Source organism: Pleomorphomonas sp. PLEO, assembly GCF_041320595.1.
Taxonomy (GTDB): domain Bacteria; phylum Pseudomonadota; class Alphaproteobacteria; order Rhizobiales; family Pleomorphomonadaceae; genus Pleomorphomonas.
The window spans coordinates 1,127,501-1,145,661 of record NZ_CP166625.1 but is presented as its reverse complement, the minus strand read 5'-3'; the positions used below and the strand labels follow the sequence as shown (position 1 = coordinate 1,145,661).

Here is an 18,161-nt window from a genome sequence, read left to right as displayed (position 1 = left end):
TCGGTCAGATTTGGGATCCGTGAGTCGGCAACGGATCCGGTCCATCGCCCGTCAGGAAGGCGATGCGCTTGATGATCTCGCTCACCCCTTGCAGACCGAGCAGCGAAAAGCCGACGGGGATCAATATCCAGGCCGGCCACAGCGGCAGGCCGCCGGCGCTCGACGACACCTCGCCGCTCACCATCTTGGACACCACCTGCGGCCAGCTGAGCCAGATGGCCGCCGCGGTGAACGGCAGCAGGAACAACAGCGTGCCGACAATGTCGATGATCACCTGGGTCCGCCGGCTCAGATGCGAAGCGACGATGTCGATCCGGACGTGCTCGCCCTTCAAAAGCGTATAGCCGGCGCAGAGCAGAAACACCGCCGAAAACAGGTACCACTGTCCCTCAAGGAGTGAGTTGGACGAGTAGTTGAAGACCTTGCGGACGATGGCATTGCCAGCCGACAGCAGAATGGCCGCCAACACCAACCAGCGAGCGAAATAATTGACGCCGACATTCAAAACGTCGATCGCCGCGCACACCTTGAGCAAGCCTCGCATCATCTTCCCCCGGCCGGATGGCCGCCATTCCCCGTAAGTGCGATCGTCATCAGAGCCAACCCACCGCGTTTTCCGCGGAAGCCGGGCTTCAATAGCTCATTTTCGGCAAGAAACACAAGCAACCCGCAGGGAATACGCAATACCTATATGGTCTTGGCGGATTTTCTCCAAGACCTGTAAGCGATGCGACCGCCTCGCTAGGTACGAAGCTGGGCTCGCGCACCAGACCGGTTTCCGCTAGAAAGACTCTAAACTTACAGACGGATTGAGCCGAGATGCCGCTGCCGACCGATCACCCCAGGATTCCCCATGGCAAAGTTGGCGTCCTGCTCGTCAACCTCGGCACGCCCGATGGCACAGACCGACGCTCGATGCGTCGTTATCTTGAAGAGTTCCTGAGCGACCGGCGGGTGATCGAAACCTCGCGCCTGATCTGGTACCCCGTGCTCTACGGCATCATTCTCAACACGCGGCCGCAAAAGAAGGGCCGCGACTACGAAACCATCTGGAACCGCGAGCGCGACGAAAGCCCCTTGCGCACCTACACGCGCTCGCAGGCGGAGAAGCTTTCGGCCCGCCTTGGAGAGGGTGTCGTCGTCGACTGGGCGATGCGCTACGGCAATCCATCAATCGCCTCCCGTCTCGACGCCTTGCAGGCGGCGGGCTGCGAACGCATCCTCATCTACCCGCTCTATCCCCAATATGCCGCCGCCACGACGGCCACCGTCAACGACAAGGCCTTCGCCCATCTTCTCACCAAGCGCTGGCAGCCGGCGCTGCGCACCGTGCCGCCCTATCACGACGACCCCGTCTACATCGACGCTCTCGCCCGCTCGGTCGAGGAGCATCTATCGACGCTGTCCTTCGAGCCGGAGGTGGTGCTCGCCTCCTTCCACGGCATACCCAAGAGCTATTTTGCCAAGGGCGACCCCTATTACTGTCATTGCCAAAAGACGGCCCGCCTTCTCCGCGAGCGCCTCGGTTGGAGCGAAGACCGTCTTCGCATCACCTTCCAGTCGCGGTTCGGACCAGAGGAATGGCTCCAGCCCTACACCGACAAGACCGTAGAGGCGCTGGCGCAATCCGGCGTCAAGTCGCTTGCCGTCCTGACACCGGGCTTCGTCGCCGACTGTCTGGAGACCATCGAGGAGATCGGGGTCGAGAATGCCGACATCTTCCGGCAGAACGGCGGTGTCAACTTCGCCCGCATACCCTGCCTCAACGATGGCGATGACGGCATGGTGGTCATTGAACACGTGGTCCGCCGCGAACTTCAAGGCTGGTTTTGATCGGGACGATTGCGGGTTTTCTTAGCGTTCGCGAAGTTCACTGCGCGGCACAACCTTACTTTAAGCGACTATTACCCGGCTTTTCAGAGAAAGGCCGGATGTCGAACTTTGGCATTTCCGTTGCGAGTGCGACTAGAAAACTTGTTGCCGGCATGCTCTAATGTGTCGAGGGAACGGCATGGAAGGTACAGGCGCCGCCGTTTCACCCTTTATTAGCTATTCCCGTTGACCTGAAAGACGCGGAGATCTTCCGGCACCAGGGGTGCCGCGACAGGAGAGGTTTGAATGAATTCATCGCCCGTGCATGGCACGATCACCGGTCCCATTGTCATGATCGGTTTTGGCTCCATCGGACGCGGTACGTTGCCGCTCATCGAGCGGCATCTTGAATTCGACCGATCGCGCTTCGTCGTCATCGACCCGAGCGACTCCAGCAAGGATATCCTCGCCTATCACGGCATTCGCTTCATCCAGGCGAAGATTACCATCGACAACTATCGCGACATTCTGACGCCGCTGCTGACCGTCGGCGGCGGGCAGGGTTTCTGCGTCAACCTCTCGGTCGACACCGGTTCGCTCGACATCATAAAGCTGTGCCGGGAAATCGGCGCGCTCTACATCGACACCGTTACCGAGCCCTGGGAGGGCTTCTACTTCGACAAGGAAGTCGAGCCGGCCCACCGCACCAACTACTGGCTGCGCGAAGCGGTACGAACCGAGAAACGACAGAATCCAGGCGGCACCACCGCTGTTTCCTGCTGCGGCGCTAACCCCGGCATGGTGTCCTGGTTCGTCAAGGTCGCGCTCGAAAACCTCGCCAATGACATGGGTATCGCCTTCAAGCACCCACAAAACCGCGAGGAATGGGCGAGGCTGATGCAGACCGTGGGCGTCAAGGGCATCCACATTGCCGAACGCGACACCCAGCGCACGCTGATTCCCCATTCGATGGATGTCTTCCGCAACACCTGGTCGGTGGATGGTTTCGTGTCGGAAGGCCTGCAGCCGGCCGAACTGGGCTGGGGCACCGGCGAGACCTGGGAGCCGGAGACCGCACGTCGCCATGATGGCGGCTGCCAGGCGGCGATCTATCTTCTCCAGGCCGGCGCCAACACCCGCGTCCGAACCTGGTGCCCAACGCCGGGCTCTCAGTTCGGCTTCCTCGTCACCCATAACGAGGCGATCTCCATCGCCGACTATTACACGGTCGGCGAAGGCACCTATCCCGAATATCGGCCGACCTGCCACTACGCCTATCACCCGGCCAACATCGCGGTGCTCTCCCTGCACGAGATGTTCGGCGGCGGCGGCCAGGTGCAGACGACGACAGAGGTGCTGTCCGAGGACAAGATCATCGACGGCGCCGACGAACTCGGCGTGCTGCTCTATGGCCATGGCAAGAACGCCTACTGGTACGGCTCTCAGCTGACCATCGAAGAGGCGCGCAAGCTGGCCCCCTACCAGAACGCCACCGGTCTGCAGGTTACGTCGGCGGTACTGGCCGGCATGGTGTGGGCGCTCGAAAACCCCACGGCCGGCATCGTCGAGACCGACGAGATGGATCACAAACGCTGCCTTGAAGTGCAGATGCCCTATCTCGGACCGGTCAAGGGCTATTACACCGACTGGACGCCGCTTGCCGGCCGGCCGGGCTTCTTCCCCGAGGATATCGACGAAAGCAACCCCTGGAGCTTCCGCAATATTCTCGTCCGTTGACGGGAGGCTTTGCCGGTCCGGGGCGCTCAAGTAGCGCCCCGAACAACTGGCCTGTAGCGTTCGCTTGATAGTCCGATGCGTCCATCGGACCGGCGAACGCTTCATGAGCGACGGTCGGTTACGAACGTTACAGACCCACTATATTTCTACGTATAATGTAGTATGCTTATCCTGACCGGCCGTTTGCCGGCATGCGTATCCGCGCCCGACGCCGGGGGGCTTCGGGCAGCCGAGTATCTGTAAAATCAAAAGATTGGAGCAAACGGTCGATCCACGTCGATCGGCTTTTGCCGACGGGGGCCATTTTGAGTAATTCCATTTCGCTGTTGTTCTTTCGTACCGCCGCCATCTTACTGATCGTCGGCATGCTCTTCGGCATCTACATGTCGGCGAGCGGCAACCATGCCGCTACCGGGGCTCACGCCCATCTCAACCTGATCGGTTTCGTGCTGATGTCGATCTATGGCATCTTCTTCGCTCTCAACCCGCTGAAGAGCACTGGCCGCCTGCCCAAGATCCTCTGGGCGCTCAACACGATCGCCGCCGTGGTGATGTTCCCCTCGCTGGCACTACTGCTCAACGGCTACCCGAGCTTCGAGCCGCTGGTCGTCGCCGCGTCCTTCCTGGCGCTCTCGGGCGCCATCCTGTTCGCGGTGCTGCTGTTCCTGCCGGTCGCGGCTTGATCAACCCTTCCAGAGCAGGGTGTCGCGCGCGCCGGGAACGTCGAGCTCCTCAGGAAAGTCGGGGAAGACGAAGCGCTTTCCCGCCTTCTCGAAGGTGACGAGGCCGGTCGCCCGGTCGCGCGCCACGATATGCTCGCGCCGAACCTTGCCGACCGGACTGTCGAGAGTGAAGCGGATGGCGTTGATCCAGCTCGGCGTCGTGGCGGTGAGTTCGTCCTGCAGCGCGAAGAAGCGATCGAGCGTCACCCGGAAGGGGGCCGAATGGCGGATCGGCTCCGGCACATAGACCGAGAGCGTGCGAACCCGGTGGTCGTCGAGCGTCTCGATCAGCCGCGCCAGCACGTCGCGATGATCGTTGACGCCGCGCAGCAGCGGAAAATGGTTGTAGAGGCGGATGCGGTGCCGATCGAGCCGGTCCAGCACGTCGCCCACCTCGCCGCAGATCTCGTAAGGGTGGGCGAAGTGCAGCACCAGCCGCACGTCGGCCTCGGCCAGGAGATCAAGTTTCCGGTCGTCGGCGAATACCTTCGGCGCGAAGGCCGGCGTGCGCGTGTGTAGGCGGATCGACCGGATGGTCGGCACGGAGCGAATGCCGGCGAGCACCAAGCCGAGGTCGCGCATCGACAGCGTCAGCGGATCGCCGCCCGACAGCACGACTTCCGATACCTCCGGCCGCGTACCAAGATAGGCCGTCAACCGGCCCATCTCGGCGGCAAGACCCTTGAGGTCGCCGCCCTCGGCGTGGGCGTCGGTCAGGACGTCCTGTCGGAAGCAGTATTGGCAATGGCCGGCACAGATCGACGTCGGCATGAACAAGACGCGGTCGGCGTATTTATGGATGATCGCCTGCGAACCGGGCACCGGCATGTTGGAACGATCGTCGACCCAGTCCGGCACCTCGCCGCCGGTGGGCGCGCCGAAGCGCTCGCGCGTCGGCCGGACCATGCGGTGGAGCGGCCCCTCGGTATGGCCGAGCGCCGCCGCCTCCTCGTCAAGCTTGCGCTGATAGAAGGCGGGAACCTTGATGGGCAACAGCCGCTCGCTGGTGGCGAGCGCCGCGTAGGCGGCATCGAGGTCGTGCTGTTCGCCCGGTGTCGTGCGGCCAGAGGGAAGGGATCGAAGCGCGGTCATCAGAGTGTCAGGTCGACCAGGCCGGCGGCGCCGCTCTCGCAGCCGAAGGCCAGCTCGAGGCCGTTGGCGCTCCAGGCCAGCGCCGACACCGGCGCGCCATTCGGGCGAGCGAGCAACACTTCTTCACGGTCGGAGAAGCGGCTGAGCAGGATCATGCCGTCGTCATAGCCGAGGGCTGCGATCTCCTCCATGGGGTGGCAAGCGACACGGGTCACCAGCTCCTGCCGGCCGCCCAGTTCCAGCGGCCGCTGGCCCATCGGTCCGTCCTTGTGGAAGAACGGCCAGAGGACCGAGACGCCGGCCCCGGACGAGGCAAGATACCGTCCCTTGACCGACCAGGACATCGACTTCACCTTGGCCGGATATCCGGACATGCGCATGTGCTGGCCATCCCTGAGACGCCAGCCGTGCAGCGCCATCTCCTGCATGGAGGTGACGACGTTGGCGCCATCCGGGGACAGCGTCACCGCGATATGCGAGCCCTTCCATTCGAGCTCCTGCACCGGCGCGGCGGTCCCGGGGAACCACAGGCCGACGCCGTTGTAGCCGGCAATGGCCAATCTGAGGCCTTTGGGAAAGAAGGTGAGGCCGAGGGCAGCGCGCGGCCGCTCAAGCTCGTGCACCTTGCCAGTTCCGTCGATCACCACCACGGTCCGCCCCGAGGCGAAGGCAACGGCGCCGCCCGGCCCGGCGGCCACCACGTCGATCCACTTGCGGCCACGTTCGGCGATCAGCGTGCTCGTGCCATCGGCGGTGGTGCGCATCACCTTGCCGTCGTCGCCACCAGTGATCACCGACTTGCCATCGACGGCCAGAACCGAGGCGAGAATACCACCGGCGTGCGGCTTCACCACGCGGCCAGCCGTGCCCAGCGCGATGGCGCCGTCGCCTGTGATGAAAGTCGGCACACCGCCGACATAATGAACATCGATGACATAGCCGGAAAGCGAAAGCGGAGTAACCTCGGGCAAGTTAGCGGCTCCGGAGCGGTGTTGGAACGTGTCGACGGGAGTGCGGCATCCCGCCTGCAAATGCAAGAGCCCCCTTGAAGCCGCATGGCAGCTTCCGGCGCCAAGTGGCGCCGCGCGGAGCGGGCCTGACGTGGCAAAGCCCCGTCAGGCGAAAGCAAAGCGGAAGCCAAGGGCCGGAGGCCCGCCGGCGACTGAGGCTGAATTAAACAGCCGCGGCCTTGAAGCCAGCCTCGAGCTCGGCGCGGTCGAGCCTGCGGCCGATGAACACCAACCGGCTCTCGTGCGCCTCGCCCGGCTTCCAGTCCCGCTGCAGGTCGCCCTCGACGATCATGTGCACACCCTGCACCACGTAGCGCTTCGGCTCGTCCGGGAACGCGAGGATGCCCTTGAGACGCAGGATGTTCGGCCCTTGCGCCTGGGTGATCTCGGTGATCCAGCCCAGAATCTTGTCCGGGTCGAGTTCACCGCCCTTGAGCGACACCGACGTCACCTCGGTATCGTGGTGAGTCTCGTGGCCATGATGGTGATGCTCGCCGTCATGATCATGGTGGTGATGGTCATGATCGCAATCCGGACCGCAGACATGATCATGGTCGTGGTCATGCTCGTCGGCGTCGAGGAAGGACGGGTCGAGTTCCAGCACCCGATCGAGATCGAAGGAACCCCGATCGAGGATCGCATCGAGCGCCACGCCCGAGCGCGTCGCCCGGTGGATGCTTGCGTAAGGGTTCAGCTGACGCAGGGTCTTCTCGACCTCGCGCAGCTGTTCCGGCGTGACGAGGTCGGTCTTGTTGAGGACGATGACGTCGGCGAATGCCACCTGATCCTCAGCTTCCGGCGCATCCCCGAGCCGGTCGAGGAAGAACTTGGCGTCGACCAGCGTCACGACGGCGTCGAGGCGGGCAAACTTCCTGACTTCCTCATCCATGAAGAAGGTCTGGGCGACGGGCACCGGATCGGCAATACCGGTGGTTTCCACCAAGATGGCGTCGAACGTGCCGCGCCGCTTGGCGAGATTCTCGACGACGCGGATCAGATCGCCGCGCACGGTGCAGCAGATGCAGCCGTTGTTCATTTCGAACACTTCCTCGTCGGTGTCGACCACGAGGTCATTGTCGATGCCGATCTCGCCGAACTCGTTGACGATGACGGCATAACGCTTGCCGTGATCCTCGGTGAGGATCCGGTTGAGCAGCGTCGTCTTGCCGGCGCCGAGATAGCCGGTGAGGACAGTGACGGGAATGGGCGGGGTGGCGGCCGGAGCGGACATGCGCATCTCCACGGATGAGAGGACCGCTGTCCTAGCACGCCCTCCTGACGGGCGCACGACAAAGGCGGACGGCGGTTCATGGAAAAATCTTCGGCCCCTAAATAAGTGTCATAGTTTCGTGTGAAAAGGGGATCACTCAAAGGTGTACAATGGCGACCGGCTAGATCGGCGCCGACGAGGGAGACGAAGCGGCATGAGCTTCAACCATCGCAAGAGTGTTACTCACCGTCTGGTACAGGCGGCTCGCGTCCATCGCACACGCGCCGCGGTCCACCTCGGCCGCATCGGATTGCACCCAGGTCAGGAGGCGGTGCTGAAAGCGCTCGCCGACCGCGACGGCCAGTCGATGTCGGAACTCGCCGCCGAACTCGCCGTGCAGCCGCCGACCGTCACCAAGATGATCTCCCGCCTCGGCGCGCAGGGGCTGCTCACCCGCCAGACCTCCAGCGCCGATGGTCGCCTCGCCCGCGTCTTCCTGACCGACGCCGGCCGCGAGCGCGCCGGCGCCGTCGACGCCGTCTGGAAGCGCGTCGAGAAGGAGGCCCTGGCCGGGCTCGACGAAAAGGATCGCAAGCGCCTCAAGAGGCTTCTGCGCCAGATCGAAAAGAACCTCATGCCGGCCGGTGTCGCCGCCCACGCCGACGACGACAACGACGACGAGGGGCCCGAAACGACGAGCAAGCCAGTCGCAGCGATCCTCCACGACGAAGCCGAGGAAGGCGCCACCGACTGAACCGCGCCGTCTCGAAGCGGGCTTACATCGGCACTGACAATACTTTAGTATGACTTTGAATCGATCCGGAGGCGGATTCCGCGCCGGTGACCTGTCCTTATGCGCCAGCGAAAACCTCAATGTCTTCTTCTGGGCCCACCCCGCCCTCGCCGTCCATTCCGCCTGCCCGCGCACCTCTCAAGGCCTTGCTGCCGCTGTTCGGCTCGACGATCGTTTTCGCCTGCCTCGACACGACGGCCAAGGCGATGAGCTACCACCTGCCGGTGATCGAGATTTCCTGGTTCCGCTACGTCATCAATCTGTTGATGGCGATGGCGGTGTTGAACCCGATCTCCTCGCCCGGCGCCTGGCGGTTCAAACTGCCGGGACTGCAGATCGTCCGGGCGCTGCTTTTGACGGTGATGACGCTCGCCAACTTCAGTGCCCTGCATTACCTGCAGGTGGCCGAGACGACGTCGATCGGCTTCCTGTCTCCGTTGGTGATCACGCTCCTGTCGGTCATCTTCCTTCACGAGAAGATCGGCATCCGCCGCGTCGTCGCCATCGTCGTCGGCTTCTTCGGCGTGTTGCTGATCACCCAGCCGGGCTTCGGCACCTTCCACCCGGCCATGCTGCTCGCACTCACCTCAATGGCGTCGGGCGCCGTCTACAATCTTGTCACCCGCCATCTGGCCACCCGGGTCAATCCGGGCTCGCTGGTGATCTCGCTTGCCGCCGTGCCAAGCCTCCTGCTGGTGCCGGCGTTGATCGTCGTCTGGCAGACGCCATCGTCGCCGCTCGTTTGGGGCCTATTGGTCTTCATGGGGGCCGCTGGCGGCTTTGGCCACTTCCTGGTGATGACGGCCCATCGCTTCGCAACGGCCGCCACCCTCGCCCCCTATGGCTACGTCCAGCTCATCTGGACCATCATCTCCGGCTATCTGATCTTCGCCGACCTACCGTCGGTCTGGACGCTGGTCGGCGCCAGCGTGGTCATCGCTTCGGGGCTATACTTGCTCAACCGCGAGCGCGTCCTGCACGCCCGCGCAATTGCCGCCGCCCGCGTTTGACGGAAAGAAAGCCGGCGGAAGGTCAGCGGCTCCGTACGTAAGCAATTCAGTTGACGTCGCCCGCTCTTATGTTTCATGTGATCGATTGAGAAGGCAGAAACAGGACCCTCTATGACCACCAGCAAACGGGAAGACCTCCGCCGATTCCGCCGCCGCCGCGTGACGCTGAGCCAGCTCGCCGCGCAGCTTGAGGTGTCGACCGCGACGGTATCCCTGGCGTTGCGCGACAACCCGGCCGTATCGGCCGAGACGCGCAAGCGCGTGCAGGCGCTGGCTGTCGAAATGGGCTACATCTACAATCGGCAGGCTGCCTCGCTGCGCACCGCTCGTACCGACATCGTCGGCGTCGTGGTGCATGACGTGCTCAATCCCTATTTCGCCGAGGTGTTCCGCGCCGTCGAGGCCGAGCTCGAGACCTACGGGCTCACCATCCTCATCTGCAATCACCGCGACAGCATCGAGCGCCAGCGCAATTTCGTCCAGGTGCTGCAGCAGCAGAACGCCGACGGCCTGGTGCTCTGCCCGTCGGTCGGCACCACCGTCGCCGACATCGATGCCATCATGCGCACTGGAACTCCGGTGACGCTAGTCTGTCGCGACGTCGATGGCGCCAACGCGCCGAGCGTGCGCGGCGACGACCGCCACGGCATGTACGAGATTACCCGCCTGCTGATCGACAAGGGGCACAAGAACATCGCCTTCGTCGGCGGCTTGCGCTACACCTCGTCAGGCCGCGACCGCTACGCCGGCTTCCTCGAAGCGATGACCGAGGCCGGCCTCGTGCCAGTGCTCGACATTCCCGAACTGATGACCCAGGGCGACGGCCGCAAGGCCGCCGAGATCATCGCCGGCCATTCGCCGCGCCCCTCGGCCGTCGTCTGCTTCAATGACGTTCTGGCCTTCGGCCTGATGAGCAGCTTTGCCCGCCTCGGCATCCGCCCCGGCATCGATATGGCCGTCACCGGTTATGACGATGTCGATGGCTCGGAGACATGGGCGCCGGCGCTGACCACGGTTGAGAACGGTTCGGAAGAAATCGGCCGGGAAGCGGCGCGCGCCATTTACGCGCTGATCGTCGGCGAGGAGCCGCCGTTCGAGCATAAACTCATAGCTCCGCATCTGGTCATTCGGGAATCGAGTGGCTGAGCAGGTGGTTTTCTGCCATACCACACTGGAATGGCAGGACGTTCCTGGGCGCTTTTTCCGGCAGTCCTGCCGCCGTCTTCCGGCGACCCGGTCGCCGACGAAAAAGGATCCGTCATGTTCGACACAGCCGCCCTTCTCGCCGTTCTCCGCCGCGCGCCGGTGGTTCCGGTGCTGATCATCGACCGCCTCGAGGACGCAGTGCCGCTCGGCACCGCGCTGGTCAAGGGTGGTCTGCCGGCACTGGAAGTGACACTGCGCACGCCGGTCGCCCTCGAAGCGATCCGGGCCATGAGCAGCATTCCGGGCGGCGTAGTGGGCGCCGGTACGGTGCTCGATCGCGCCCAGGCCAAGGCGGCCGTCGAGGCCGGAGCCAAGTTCCTGGTCAGTCCGGGCGCCACGCCCGACCTGCTCGACGCGGCGATCGAACTCGGCGTACCCCTGCTGCCGGGCGTCGCCACGGCATCGGAAGCGATGGTTGCCCGCGACAAGGGCTACCGCATCGTCAAGTTCTTCCCGGCCGGCCCGGCCGGCGGCCCGAAATACCTGCAGGCGCTCGCCTCGCCGCTCGGAGAGATGGTGTTCTGCCCGACCGGCGGCGTCAGCCTCGACAACGCGACCGATTACCTGAAGCTCAAGAACGTCATCTGCGTCGGTGGCTCCTGGGTCGCGCCGACTGACGCCGTCAAGGCTGGCGACTGGGCCCGCATCGAGCAATTGGCCAGGGAAGCGGCGGCGATCGCCGTCTGAATTTTCTGAAGCAGGCCTGAGCCTTTTTATTCGCCGATCGGGATGCCCGGTCGGCGAAGTCGTTTGATCAGGCTCGGGCCGGCGTAGCCACAACGTTGACCAGGCCCGACGACTCGATCTGCGCCGGCAACATGGCGCGGGAAAACAGGTAGCCCTGACCGAAATCGACGCCGAAATGCCTGAGCATATCGCGTTGCGCCGCCGTCTCGACGCCTTCGGCGATTACCGGGATGCCGAGATCGTGGGCGAGCGCGGTAATGCCGCGCACGATGGAGCGGCTCTCCCGCTCCTCGGTCAGCGTTGCCACGAAGGAACGATCGATCTTCAGGAGGTCGACCGGAAAATCCTTGAGATGGCTCAGCGAGGCATAGCCGGTGCCGAAGTCGTCGAGAGCGATCTTGATACCCTTGCTGGCCAGTTGCGAAAGGGTCGTCTGCACCTCGTCGGCGACCTTGGACAGCAGCACGTTCTCCGTCACTTCGACCATCAGCGCCGACGACGGCACGCCATACTCCTCAAGCGCACGGGTCAGGCAGTCGCAGAGGTCGCCGCGCCGAAATTGCGGCGTGGCGACGTTGATCGCTATGTGATCGAAGACGATGCCGCGGGCACGCCAGTCGGCCGCCTGACGCACGGCCTCGCGAATGACGAGGTCGCCGATGGCAAGGCCCAGCTGCGAATCGTCGAGGGCGATGCCAAAGAAGCCGGGACTGGCGATGAAGCCATCCGGCCGATGCCAGCGCAGCAGCGCCTCGAAGCCGGCAAGCACGCCGGTGCGAAGTGAATATTTCGGCTGGTAGTGCAGGCGGAGATCACCGCGATCGATGGCCTGACGGATGGCCCTCAGGATGGAGTGGCGCAGCTCGATGGCTTCGCGCATGGCCCGGTCAAACAGCACGAAACGGTTTCGTCCCTCGCCCTTGGCCTCGTAGAGGGCGATGTCGGCGTCCTTGAACAGCTGGTCGGCCGCCGTACCTGAGAGGGCACGGGCAATACCGACCGAGATGGTCACGGGAATTGATTCGGCATCGTAAGAGATCGGCTCCTGCAGGCCGCGCATCATCTGCTCGCCGATGGCGGTCAGTTCGTCCTCGCCGCCACAATCGGGCATCAACAGCGCGAATTCGTCGCCGCCAAGCCGGGCGACGATGCCAAGCTCGCCGACTGCTTCGCGCAGCCGCCGCCCCACCTCGGCCAGCAGGACGTCGCCGGCATGGTGGCCGAGCGTGTCGTTGACCGACTTGAAGTGGTCGACGTCGATCAGATAGAGGCCGACGGTACGGGCTGGTGTGCGAAAGGCCAAGGCACGATCGAGCCGCTCCTGAAATACGGCGCGGTTGAGAAGCCCCGTCACCATGTCATGAGTGGCGATGAAGTTGACTTCCTCCTCGGTGGCACGCTGCAGCGTCGTGTCCTGCACCGTCCCCAGAAGGCGGACGACCTTGCCGCGCTGAACTTCCGCCTCGCAGACGCACCGCGCCCAGCGGCGGCGACCAGATTCGGTGATCAGCGGTATTTCCGTTTCGAAGGACTCGCCGCGCTTCAGCACCCGGACGATCAGCCGCCTGACCTCGCCGGCAGCCTCCTCCTGACAATAGGCCAGCAGCGTCAGCAAATCGGGCGGCGTAGCCGTCTCGTCGAGTTCCAGAAGGCGGTAGATTTCGGCCGACCAGATCATGCGGTCGGCGGCAACGTCATATTCCCAACCGCCGATACGGGCGAGGCGCGCCGTCTGCTCGAGAAGGCGCCGCTGTTTGCCGATCTCCCATTTCTGGGCGGCGATCTCGGCATCCTTCTTGGCGCGGGTGATCTGGTCGAGTTCGCGGTCGATGCGGATGCGGCGGAGATGCAGTCGATCGATGATCGCATGTGTCAGGCGTTGCAAATTCTCGATATCGGAACTCGAAACCCGACGCCTTTCGCCGAACATCAACACCACGGCGCCGATGCACAGCCCCTTCTTCACTTCGATGGGAACACCGACAGCGGTCCGAAAGCCGCACTCGCCATGGACAAGCGGATGATCGCGAAACACCGGCTCGCTTGCCAGATCCTCGAACACCACCACATGGCCTGCGAGCACGGCCTGCTCGCTCACCGACGCCGATCGCGGCAAGGCGACGACATGCCGGCCAGCGGAAGCCTTGCACCAGGAACGATCGGTATCCTGAAAGGTAATGACGGCGACATCGGCGCAAAGCAGGCTGCGCGCCAGTTCGCAGAGACCGTCGAATTCCGGTTCGGACGGCGTATCCAGAATGCGGTAGCGATAAAGCTCGCGCAGCCGCTTCTTCTCGATTGCGCCCGATCTGGTCATCACCCTCGTCACTCCCCGGCTCGGAAGAATCACCGCAGCCGTCCCCGAGTGGGGGAGTGTGAGTGGGGATCGTTTCAAAACCCTGAATACGACCGGTAAAAAGCGAGTTATCCAATAAACGAACGGCCGCCGGATGAACCGACGGCCGTTCCAACCTAGGCTTTGTCAGGAGGTGCGCTTAGAGCGCGCCCGGCAACGACAGACGTCCGACACCACGGGCAACCGCCACGGCCAGCACGATCTTCAGCAGATCGCCGAGGACGAAGGGAATCAAGCCAAAGGTAACGGCCTTCTCGGCGCCAATCAGCCAGGCCAGGAAGGCAACACCCAGGGCCATCAGCACCACCTCGCCTGCGAAGGCGGCGGCAACGACACCCCAGAACCGACCAGCCGTACGCTCGGCGATCAGGCCGGCGACGAAGGCGGCACCAACGAAGCCGACGAGGTAACCGGCGGTCGCCGGCTTGACGAACATCATCGCCATCGAAGCGCCGCCCGACAACACCGGCAGGCCAAGTGTTGCCTCCGCGAGGTAGGTAAGAACGGCGACGGCACCGAGGCGAGCCCCGAAGAGCAGACCGACCAGCAGCACGGCGAAAGTCTGCATCGTCATCGGCACCGGGAAGAACGGTACTTCGATCTGCGTCGCAGCGGCGATCAGCAGCGAGCCGAACACGACGGCGGCCGCTTTGACGGCGAGGTGCGAATTGGCAAGTGAACGGGTGAAGGCGGTGGACGGCTGGTTCAGAATGGTCAAGTCTCGGTCCTTTCCGGCGAGGCGGCGCGGCTTTGCCGATCACGGCATCGCAGCGCGCATGTGCGGCGGCTTTCCTGGGGACAAAAACATCTGCTTGATCCCGCGTCAAGATCGGTAGGCGGCAATTGATACGAGATACTACGTAGAGCAACGAAGGTCTCCACTGAAGCCTGCCGCCAATCGCAGCGACGTCCGCCAATTTTCCACCTGTCGACAGGCAGTTGTCCTCTCCGAAGGCTCCAGACTTCTGTGCTTGAGCTGGGACTTCTCAAACAGGATCGCGGACGTCGTCTATTGGCTGCTTCCTCGCGATCAGCATCAGGGGTCGATGTCGGAAGCGCTAGCGTTGGTGGTTGTGACATTGCCCCCTGCGGATCGCTCGGCTCCATCTTTGGCACTGTCGGCCCGGGCAACACCGCTTGTCTCGCTCTCCTCGCCCGGAGCGGCTTTCACCTGACCGGCGCGCACGTTCGCGCGTCGCCCAATCGTCAGGGCACTACCGTGGTTCTTGGGTATCAGCTGGCTTTGGGCTTGGTCTGTCGGGAGTGTCGCGCTTTGGGTTGGCGTGTCCCGAGGCGGCAGACAGCAAAAAGCCCTCGGCGATTTCTCGTCGAGGGCTTTGTGTTGGTTCGGGTTTCATGAAGAGCTATTATCGTGTGATGTTGATTTTGTTTGTCTTGCCCTTTGCAGGCCTGGCAGCGACCTACTCTCCCGCGTCTTAAGACGGAGTACCATTGGCGCTGGGGAGTTTCACGGCCGAGTTCGGGATGGGATCGGGTGCATTTCTCCCCGCCATGACCACCAGGCCGGCGAAGGGCAAGAGCTCATGGCTAGCTTTGAGGGCTGGTCATGAGCGAACGTATGGTCTTTGGCGGCTTATGAGGGCCGGATCGTGTTTTGTATTTCGTGTCCTTGTTTCATCCTTTTGGATGGACAGGGATAATGAGAGCGATAAAGCCGATCGAGCTATTAGTACCGGTAAGCTTCACGCATTACTGCGCTTCCACACCCGGCCTATCAACGTGGTGGTCTACCACGGCTCTGATAGGGAGCACTAGTTTTGAGGTTCGTTTCCCGCTTAGATGCTTTCAGCGGTTATCGAGTCCACACTTAGCTACCCTGCAATGCGGCTGGCGCCACAACAGGTCCACCAGAGGTATGTCCATCCCGGTCCTCTCGTACTAGGGACAGATCCTCTCAATACTCCTACACCCACGGCAGATAGGGACCGAACTGTCTCACGACGTTCTGAACCCAACTCACGTACCACTTTAATCGGCGAACAGCCGAACCCTTGGGACCTTCTCCAGCCCCAGGATGTGATGAGTCGACATCGAGGTGCCAAACGATGCCGTCGATATGGACTCTTGGGCATCATCAGCCTGTTATCCCCGGCGTACCTTTTATCCGTTGAGCGATGGCCCGTCCACGAGGGACCACCGGATCACTATGGCCGTCTTTCGACTCTGCTCGACGTGTCAGTCTCGCAGTCAGGCAGGCTTATGCCATTGCACTCGTCGACCGATTTCCGACCGGTCTGAGCCTACCTTCGCGCGCCTCCGTTACTCTTTGGGAGGCGACCGCCCCAGTCAAACTACCCACCACACACTGTCCCGGACCCGGATGACGGGCCGCGGTTAGACAGTCATGACGATAAGGGTGGTATTTCAAGGATGGCTCCATCTGAGCTAGCGCCCAAACTTCATAGCCTACCACCTATCCTACACATGCCGACACGAATGCCAGTGTGAAGCTATAGTAAAGGTGCACGGGGTCTTTCCGTCTGACCGCAGGAACCCCGCATCTTCACGGGGAATTCAATTTCACTGAGCCTGTGCTGGAGACAGCGGGGAAGTCGTTACGCCATTCGTGCAGGTCGGAACTTACCCGACAAGGAATTTCGCTACCTTAGGACCGTTATAGTTACGGCCGCCGTTTACCGGGGCTTCAATTCGGAGCTTGCACCCCTCCTCTTAACCTTCCGGCACCGGGCAGGCGTCAGACCCTATACGTCGCCTTATGGCTTCGCAGAGCCCTGTGTTTTTGTTAAACAGTCGCCACCCCCTAGTCTGTGCCCCCCGATTATGGTTGCCCACAACCGGGGCCTCCTTCTCCCGAAGTTACGGAGGCAATTTGCCGAGTTCCTTCAGCACAATTCGCTCAACGCCTTGGTATACTCTACCAGTCCACCTGTGTCGGTTTGGGGTACGGTCTGATGCAGGGGCTATTTCCTGGAACGCTGAGACAGCAAAGCCAATCCGATAAGGCCTTACGATCCTTCACATCCGTCACCACCTGCTGGCTGAGGAATATTTACCTCATTCCCATCGACTACGCCTTTCGGCCTCGCCTTAGGGACCGGCTAACCCTGCGAAGACTAGCTTTACGCAGGAACCCTTGGACTTTCGGCGAGGGTGATTCTCACACCCTTAGCGTTACTCATGTCAGCATTCTCACTTCCGATACCTCCAGAGGTCCTCACAGATCCTCCTTCACAGGCCTACGGAACGCTCCGCTACCGCTTGCACAAGTGCAAACCCATAGTTTCGGTGCACGGCTTGAGCCCCGTTACATTGTCCGCGCAGGAACCCTTGACTAGACCAGTGAGCTGTTACGCTTTCTTTAAATGATGGCTGCTTCTAAGCCAACATCCTGGTTGTTTTGGGATTCCCACATCGTTTCACACTTAGCCGTGACTTCGGGACCTTAACTGATGGTCAGGGTTGTTTCCCTTTTCACGACGGACGTTAGCACCCGCCGTGTGTCTGCCGGATAGTACTCTCGGGTATTCGGAGTTTGCTTAAGATCGGTAAGTCTGTAGGACCCCCTTGCCTATGCAGTGCTCTACCCCCCGAGGTATTCGTCCGACGCTCTACCTAAATAGATTTCGCGGAGAACCAGCTATTTCGAGGTTTGATTGGCCTTTCACCCCTAGTCACAAGTCATCCCCGACTTTTTCAACAGGCGTGGGTTCGGTCCTCCAGTGCGTGTTACCGCACCTTCAACCTGCTCATGACTAGATCACCTCGTTTCGGGTCTAATCCGTCGAACTGAACGCCCTGTTCAGACTCGCTTTCGCTGCGCCTACACCTAACGGCTTAAGCTCGCTCGACAGACTAAGTCGCTGACCCATTATACAAAAGGTACGCCGTCAGCATTGCAGCCTCCGACTGTTTGTAGGCATCCGGTTTCAGGAACTGTTTCACTCCCCTTGTCGGGGTGCTTTTCACCTTTCCCTCACGGTACTGGTTCACTATCGGTCGCTGAGGAGTACTTAGGCTTGGAGGGTGGGCCCCCCACGTTCAGACAGGATTGCACGTGTCCCGCCTTACTCAAGGATCAATTGGATATCTGTGCATACGGGGCTGTCACCCATAATGCCGGCCATTCCAAACCGTTCTGCTTTAAACCAATTGACCACTGGCCTGGTCCGCGTTCGCTCGCCACTACTTGCGGAGTCTCGGTTGATGTCCTTTCCTGCAGGTACTTAGATGTTTCACTTCCCTGCGTTCGCCTCTAATCCCCTATGTATTCAGGGATAAGATATCTTCATAATTGCAAACAGTAACCGGATGGCAGTTTTGCCGAGCCGCTTTCCCTGCCGGGCGCGCTTTCGACTGCCAACTGATCACTGTTCGCTGAAGATGGGTTCCCCCATTCGGAAATCCACGGATCAAAGCTTGTTCGCAGCTCCCCATGGCTTATCGCAGCGTACCACGTCCTTCATCGCCTCTCAGCGCCAAGGCATCCACCAGATGCCCTTACGTCACTTGATCGCTCTCATTACCCATGCCCATCCCTTGCAATG

General features: G+C 62.1%; 13 protein-coding genes and 2 rRNA genes. 7 read left to right on the top strand and 8 right to left on the bottom strand.

The window, feature by feature from the left end; genetic code table 11:
- Positions 1-4: 4 nt before the first annotated feature.
- Positions 5-544, bottom strand: coding sequence for a TRAP transporter small permease subunit (locus AB6N07_RS05025; RefSeq protein WP_370676715.1), 540 nt, complete (start codon positions 542-544; stop codon positions 5-7).
- 275 nt (positions 545-819) lie between these two features.
- Between AB6N07_RS05025 and hemH the strand changes: the two genes are divergently transcribed.
- From hemH to AB6N07_RS05010, 3 genes are all read left to right on the top strand, one after another.
- Positions 820-1,833, top strand: coding sequence for a ferrochelatase (hemH, locus tag AB6N07_RS05020; RefSeq protein WP_370676714.1), 1,014 nt, complete (start codon positions 820-822; stop codon positions 1,831-1,833).
- A 285-nt stretch (positions 1,834-2,118) separates the two neighbouring features.
- Positions 2,119-3,549 carry a homospermidine synthase gene (locus AB6N07_RS05015; RefSeq protein WP_370676713.1) on the top strand — a complete coding sequence of 477 codons (1,431 nt, stop codon included), beginning with the start codon at positions 2,119-2,121 and terminating at the stop codon, positions 3,547-3,549.
- A 305-nt stretch (positions 3,550-3,854) separates the two neighbouring features.
- Positions 3,855-4,232: a hypothetical protein gene (locus AB6N07_RS05010; RefSeq protein WP_370676712.1), complete on the top strand. Its 378-nt coding sequence runs from the start codon at positions 3,855-3,857 to the stop codon at positions 4,230-4,232.
- On the opposite strand, the gene AB6N07_RS05005 is transcribed toward AB6N07_RS05010, so the two are convergent.
- From AB6N07_RS05005 to AB6N07_RS04995, 3 genes are all read right to left on the bottom strand, one after another.
- Positions 4,233-5,363 carry a radical SAM protein gene (locus AB6N07_RS05005; RefSeq protein ID WP_370676711.1) on the bottom strand — a complete coding sequence of 377 codons (1,131 nt, stop codon included), beginning with the start codon at positions 5,361-5,363 and terminating at the stop codon, positions 4,233-4,235.
- On the bottom strand, positions 5,363-6,334 hold the full coding sequence (locus AB6N07_RS05000; protein WP_370676710.1) for a WD40 repeat domain-containing protein: 972 nt from the start codon (positions 6,332-6,334) through the stop codon (positions 5,363-5,365). Before AB6N07_RS05000 ends, AB6N07_RS05005 begins: the two co-directional genes overlap by 1 nt.
- Positions 6,335-6,536: 202 nt before the next feature.
- Positions 6,537-7,610: a GTP-binding protein gene (locus tag AB6N07_RS04995; protein ID WP_370676709.1), complete on the bottom strand. Its 1,074-nt coding sequence runs from the start codon at positions 7,608-7,610 to the stop codon at positions 6,537-6,539.
- Between the two features lie 187 nt (positions 7,611-7,797).
- On the opposite strand from AB6N07_RS04995, the gene AB6N07_RS04990 reads away from it, so the two are divergent.
- The 4 genes from AB6N07_RS04990 to AB6N07_RS04975 all read left to right on the top strand — a co-directional run bounded on the left by AB6N07_RS04990 (position 7,798) and on the right by AB6N07_RS04975 (position 11,279).
- A complete protein-coding gene (locus AB6N07_RS04990) occupies positions 7,798-8,337 on the top strand; it encodes a MarR family winged helix-turn-helix transcriptional regulator (RefSeq protein ID WP_370676708.1) in 540 nt (179 codons plus the stop codon).
- A 119-nt stretch (positions 8,338-8,456) separates the two neighbouring features.
- A complete protein-coding gene (locus tag AB6N07_RS04985; RefSeq protein ID WP_370676707.1) occupies positions 8,457-9,386 on the top strand; it encodes a DMT family transporter in 930 nt (309 codons plus the stop codon).
- A gap of 111 nt (positions 9,387-9,497) precedes the next feature.
- Entirely contained in the window at positions 9,498-10,532 is a 1,035-nt protein-coding gene (locus AB6N07_RS04980; protein WP_370676706.1) for a LacI family DNA-binding transcriptional regulator, read from the top strand.
- 114 nt (positions 10,533-10,646) lie between these two features.
- A complete protein-coding gene (locus AB6N07_RS04975) occupies positions 10,647-11,279 on the top strand; it encodes a bifunctional 4-hydroxy-2-oxoglutarate aldolase/2-dehydro-3-deoxy-phosphogluconate aldolase (RefSeq protein WP_370676705.1) in 633 nt (210 codons plus the stop codon).
- 67 nt (positions 11,280-11,346) lie between these two features.
- On the opposite strand, the gene AB6N07_RS04970 is transcribed toward AB6N07_RS04975, so the two are convergent.
- The 4 genes from AB6N07_RS04970 to AB6N07_RS04955 form a co-directional block, all read right to left on the bottom strand.
- The gene (locus AB6N07_RS04970; RefSeq protein ID WP_370676704.1) at positions 11,347-13,596 is read right to left on the bottom strand and encodes a putative bifunctional diguanylate cyclase/phosphodiesterase; all 2,250 of its coding nucleotides are present in this window, start codon (positions 13,594-13,596) and stop codon (positions 11,347-11,349) included.
- 178 nt (positions 13,597-13,774) lie between these two features.
- Positions 13,775-14,353, bottom strand: a complete 579-nt coding sequence (locus AB6N07_RS04965; RefSeq protein ID WP_370676703.1) for a biotin transporter BioY — start codon at positions 14,351-14,353, stop codon at positions 13,775-13,777.
- Between the two features lie 690 nt (positions 14,354-15,043).
- Positions 15,044-15,159, bottom strand: a 5S ribosomal RNA gene (rrf, locus tag AB6N07_RS04960).
- Positions 15,160-15,301: 142 nt separating this feature from the next.
- Positions 15,302-18,129: ribosomal RNA gene (locus tag AB6N07_RS04955) — 23S ribosomal RNA — on the bottom strand.
- Between the last annotated feature and the right edge of the window lie 32 nt (positions 18,130-18,161).

Coding starts and splice junctions, on each gene's coding strand:
- AB6N07_RS04995 (WP_370676709.1), bottom strand. CDS start 7,610: ATGCGCATGTCCGCTCCGGCCGCCACCCCGCCCATTCCCGTCACTGTC.
- AB6N07_RS04970 (WP_370676704.1), bottom strand. CDS start 13,596: ATGACCAGATCGGGCGCAATCGAGAAGAAGCGGCTGCGCGAGCTTTAT.
- AB6N07_RS05015 (WP_370676713.1), top strand. CDS start 2,119: ATGAATTCATCGCCCGTGCATGGCACGATCACCGGTCCCATTGTCATG.
- AB6N07_RS04990 (WP_370676708.1), top strand. CDS start 7,798: ATGAGCTTCAACCATCGCAAGAGTGTTACTCACCGTCTGGTACAGGCG.
- hemH (WP_370676714.1), top strand. CDS start 820: ATGCCGCTGCCGACCGATCACCCCAGGATTCCCCATGGCAAAGTTGGC.
- AB6N07_RS04975 (WP_370676705.1), top strand. CDS start 10,647: ATGTTCGACACAGCCGCCCTTCTCGCCGTTCTCCGCCGCGCGCCGGTG.
- AB6N07_RS04985 (WP_370676707.1), top strand. CDS start 8,457: ATGTCTTCTTCTGGGCCCACCCCGCCCTCGCCGTCCATTCCGCCTGCC.
- AB6N07_RS05025 (WP_370676715.1), bottom strand. CDS start 544: ATGCGAGGCTTGCTCAAGGTGTGCGCGGCGATCGACGTTTTGAATGTC.
- AB6N07_RS04980 (WP_370676706.1), top strand. CDS start 9,498: ATGACCACCAGCAAACGGGAAGACCTCCGCCGATTCCGCCGCCGCCGC.
- AB6N07_RS05005 (WP_370676711.1), bottom strand. CDS start 5,363: ATGACCGCGCTTCGATCCCTTCCCTCTGGCCGCACGACACCGGGCGAA.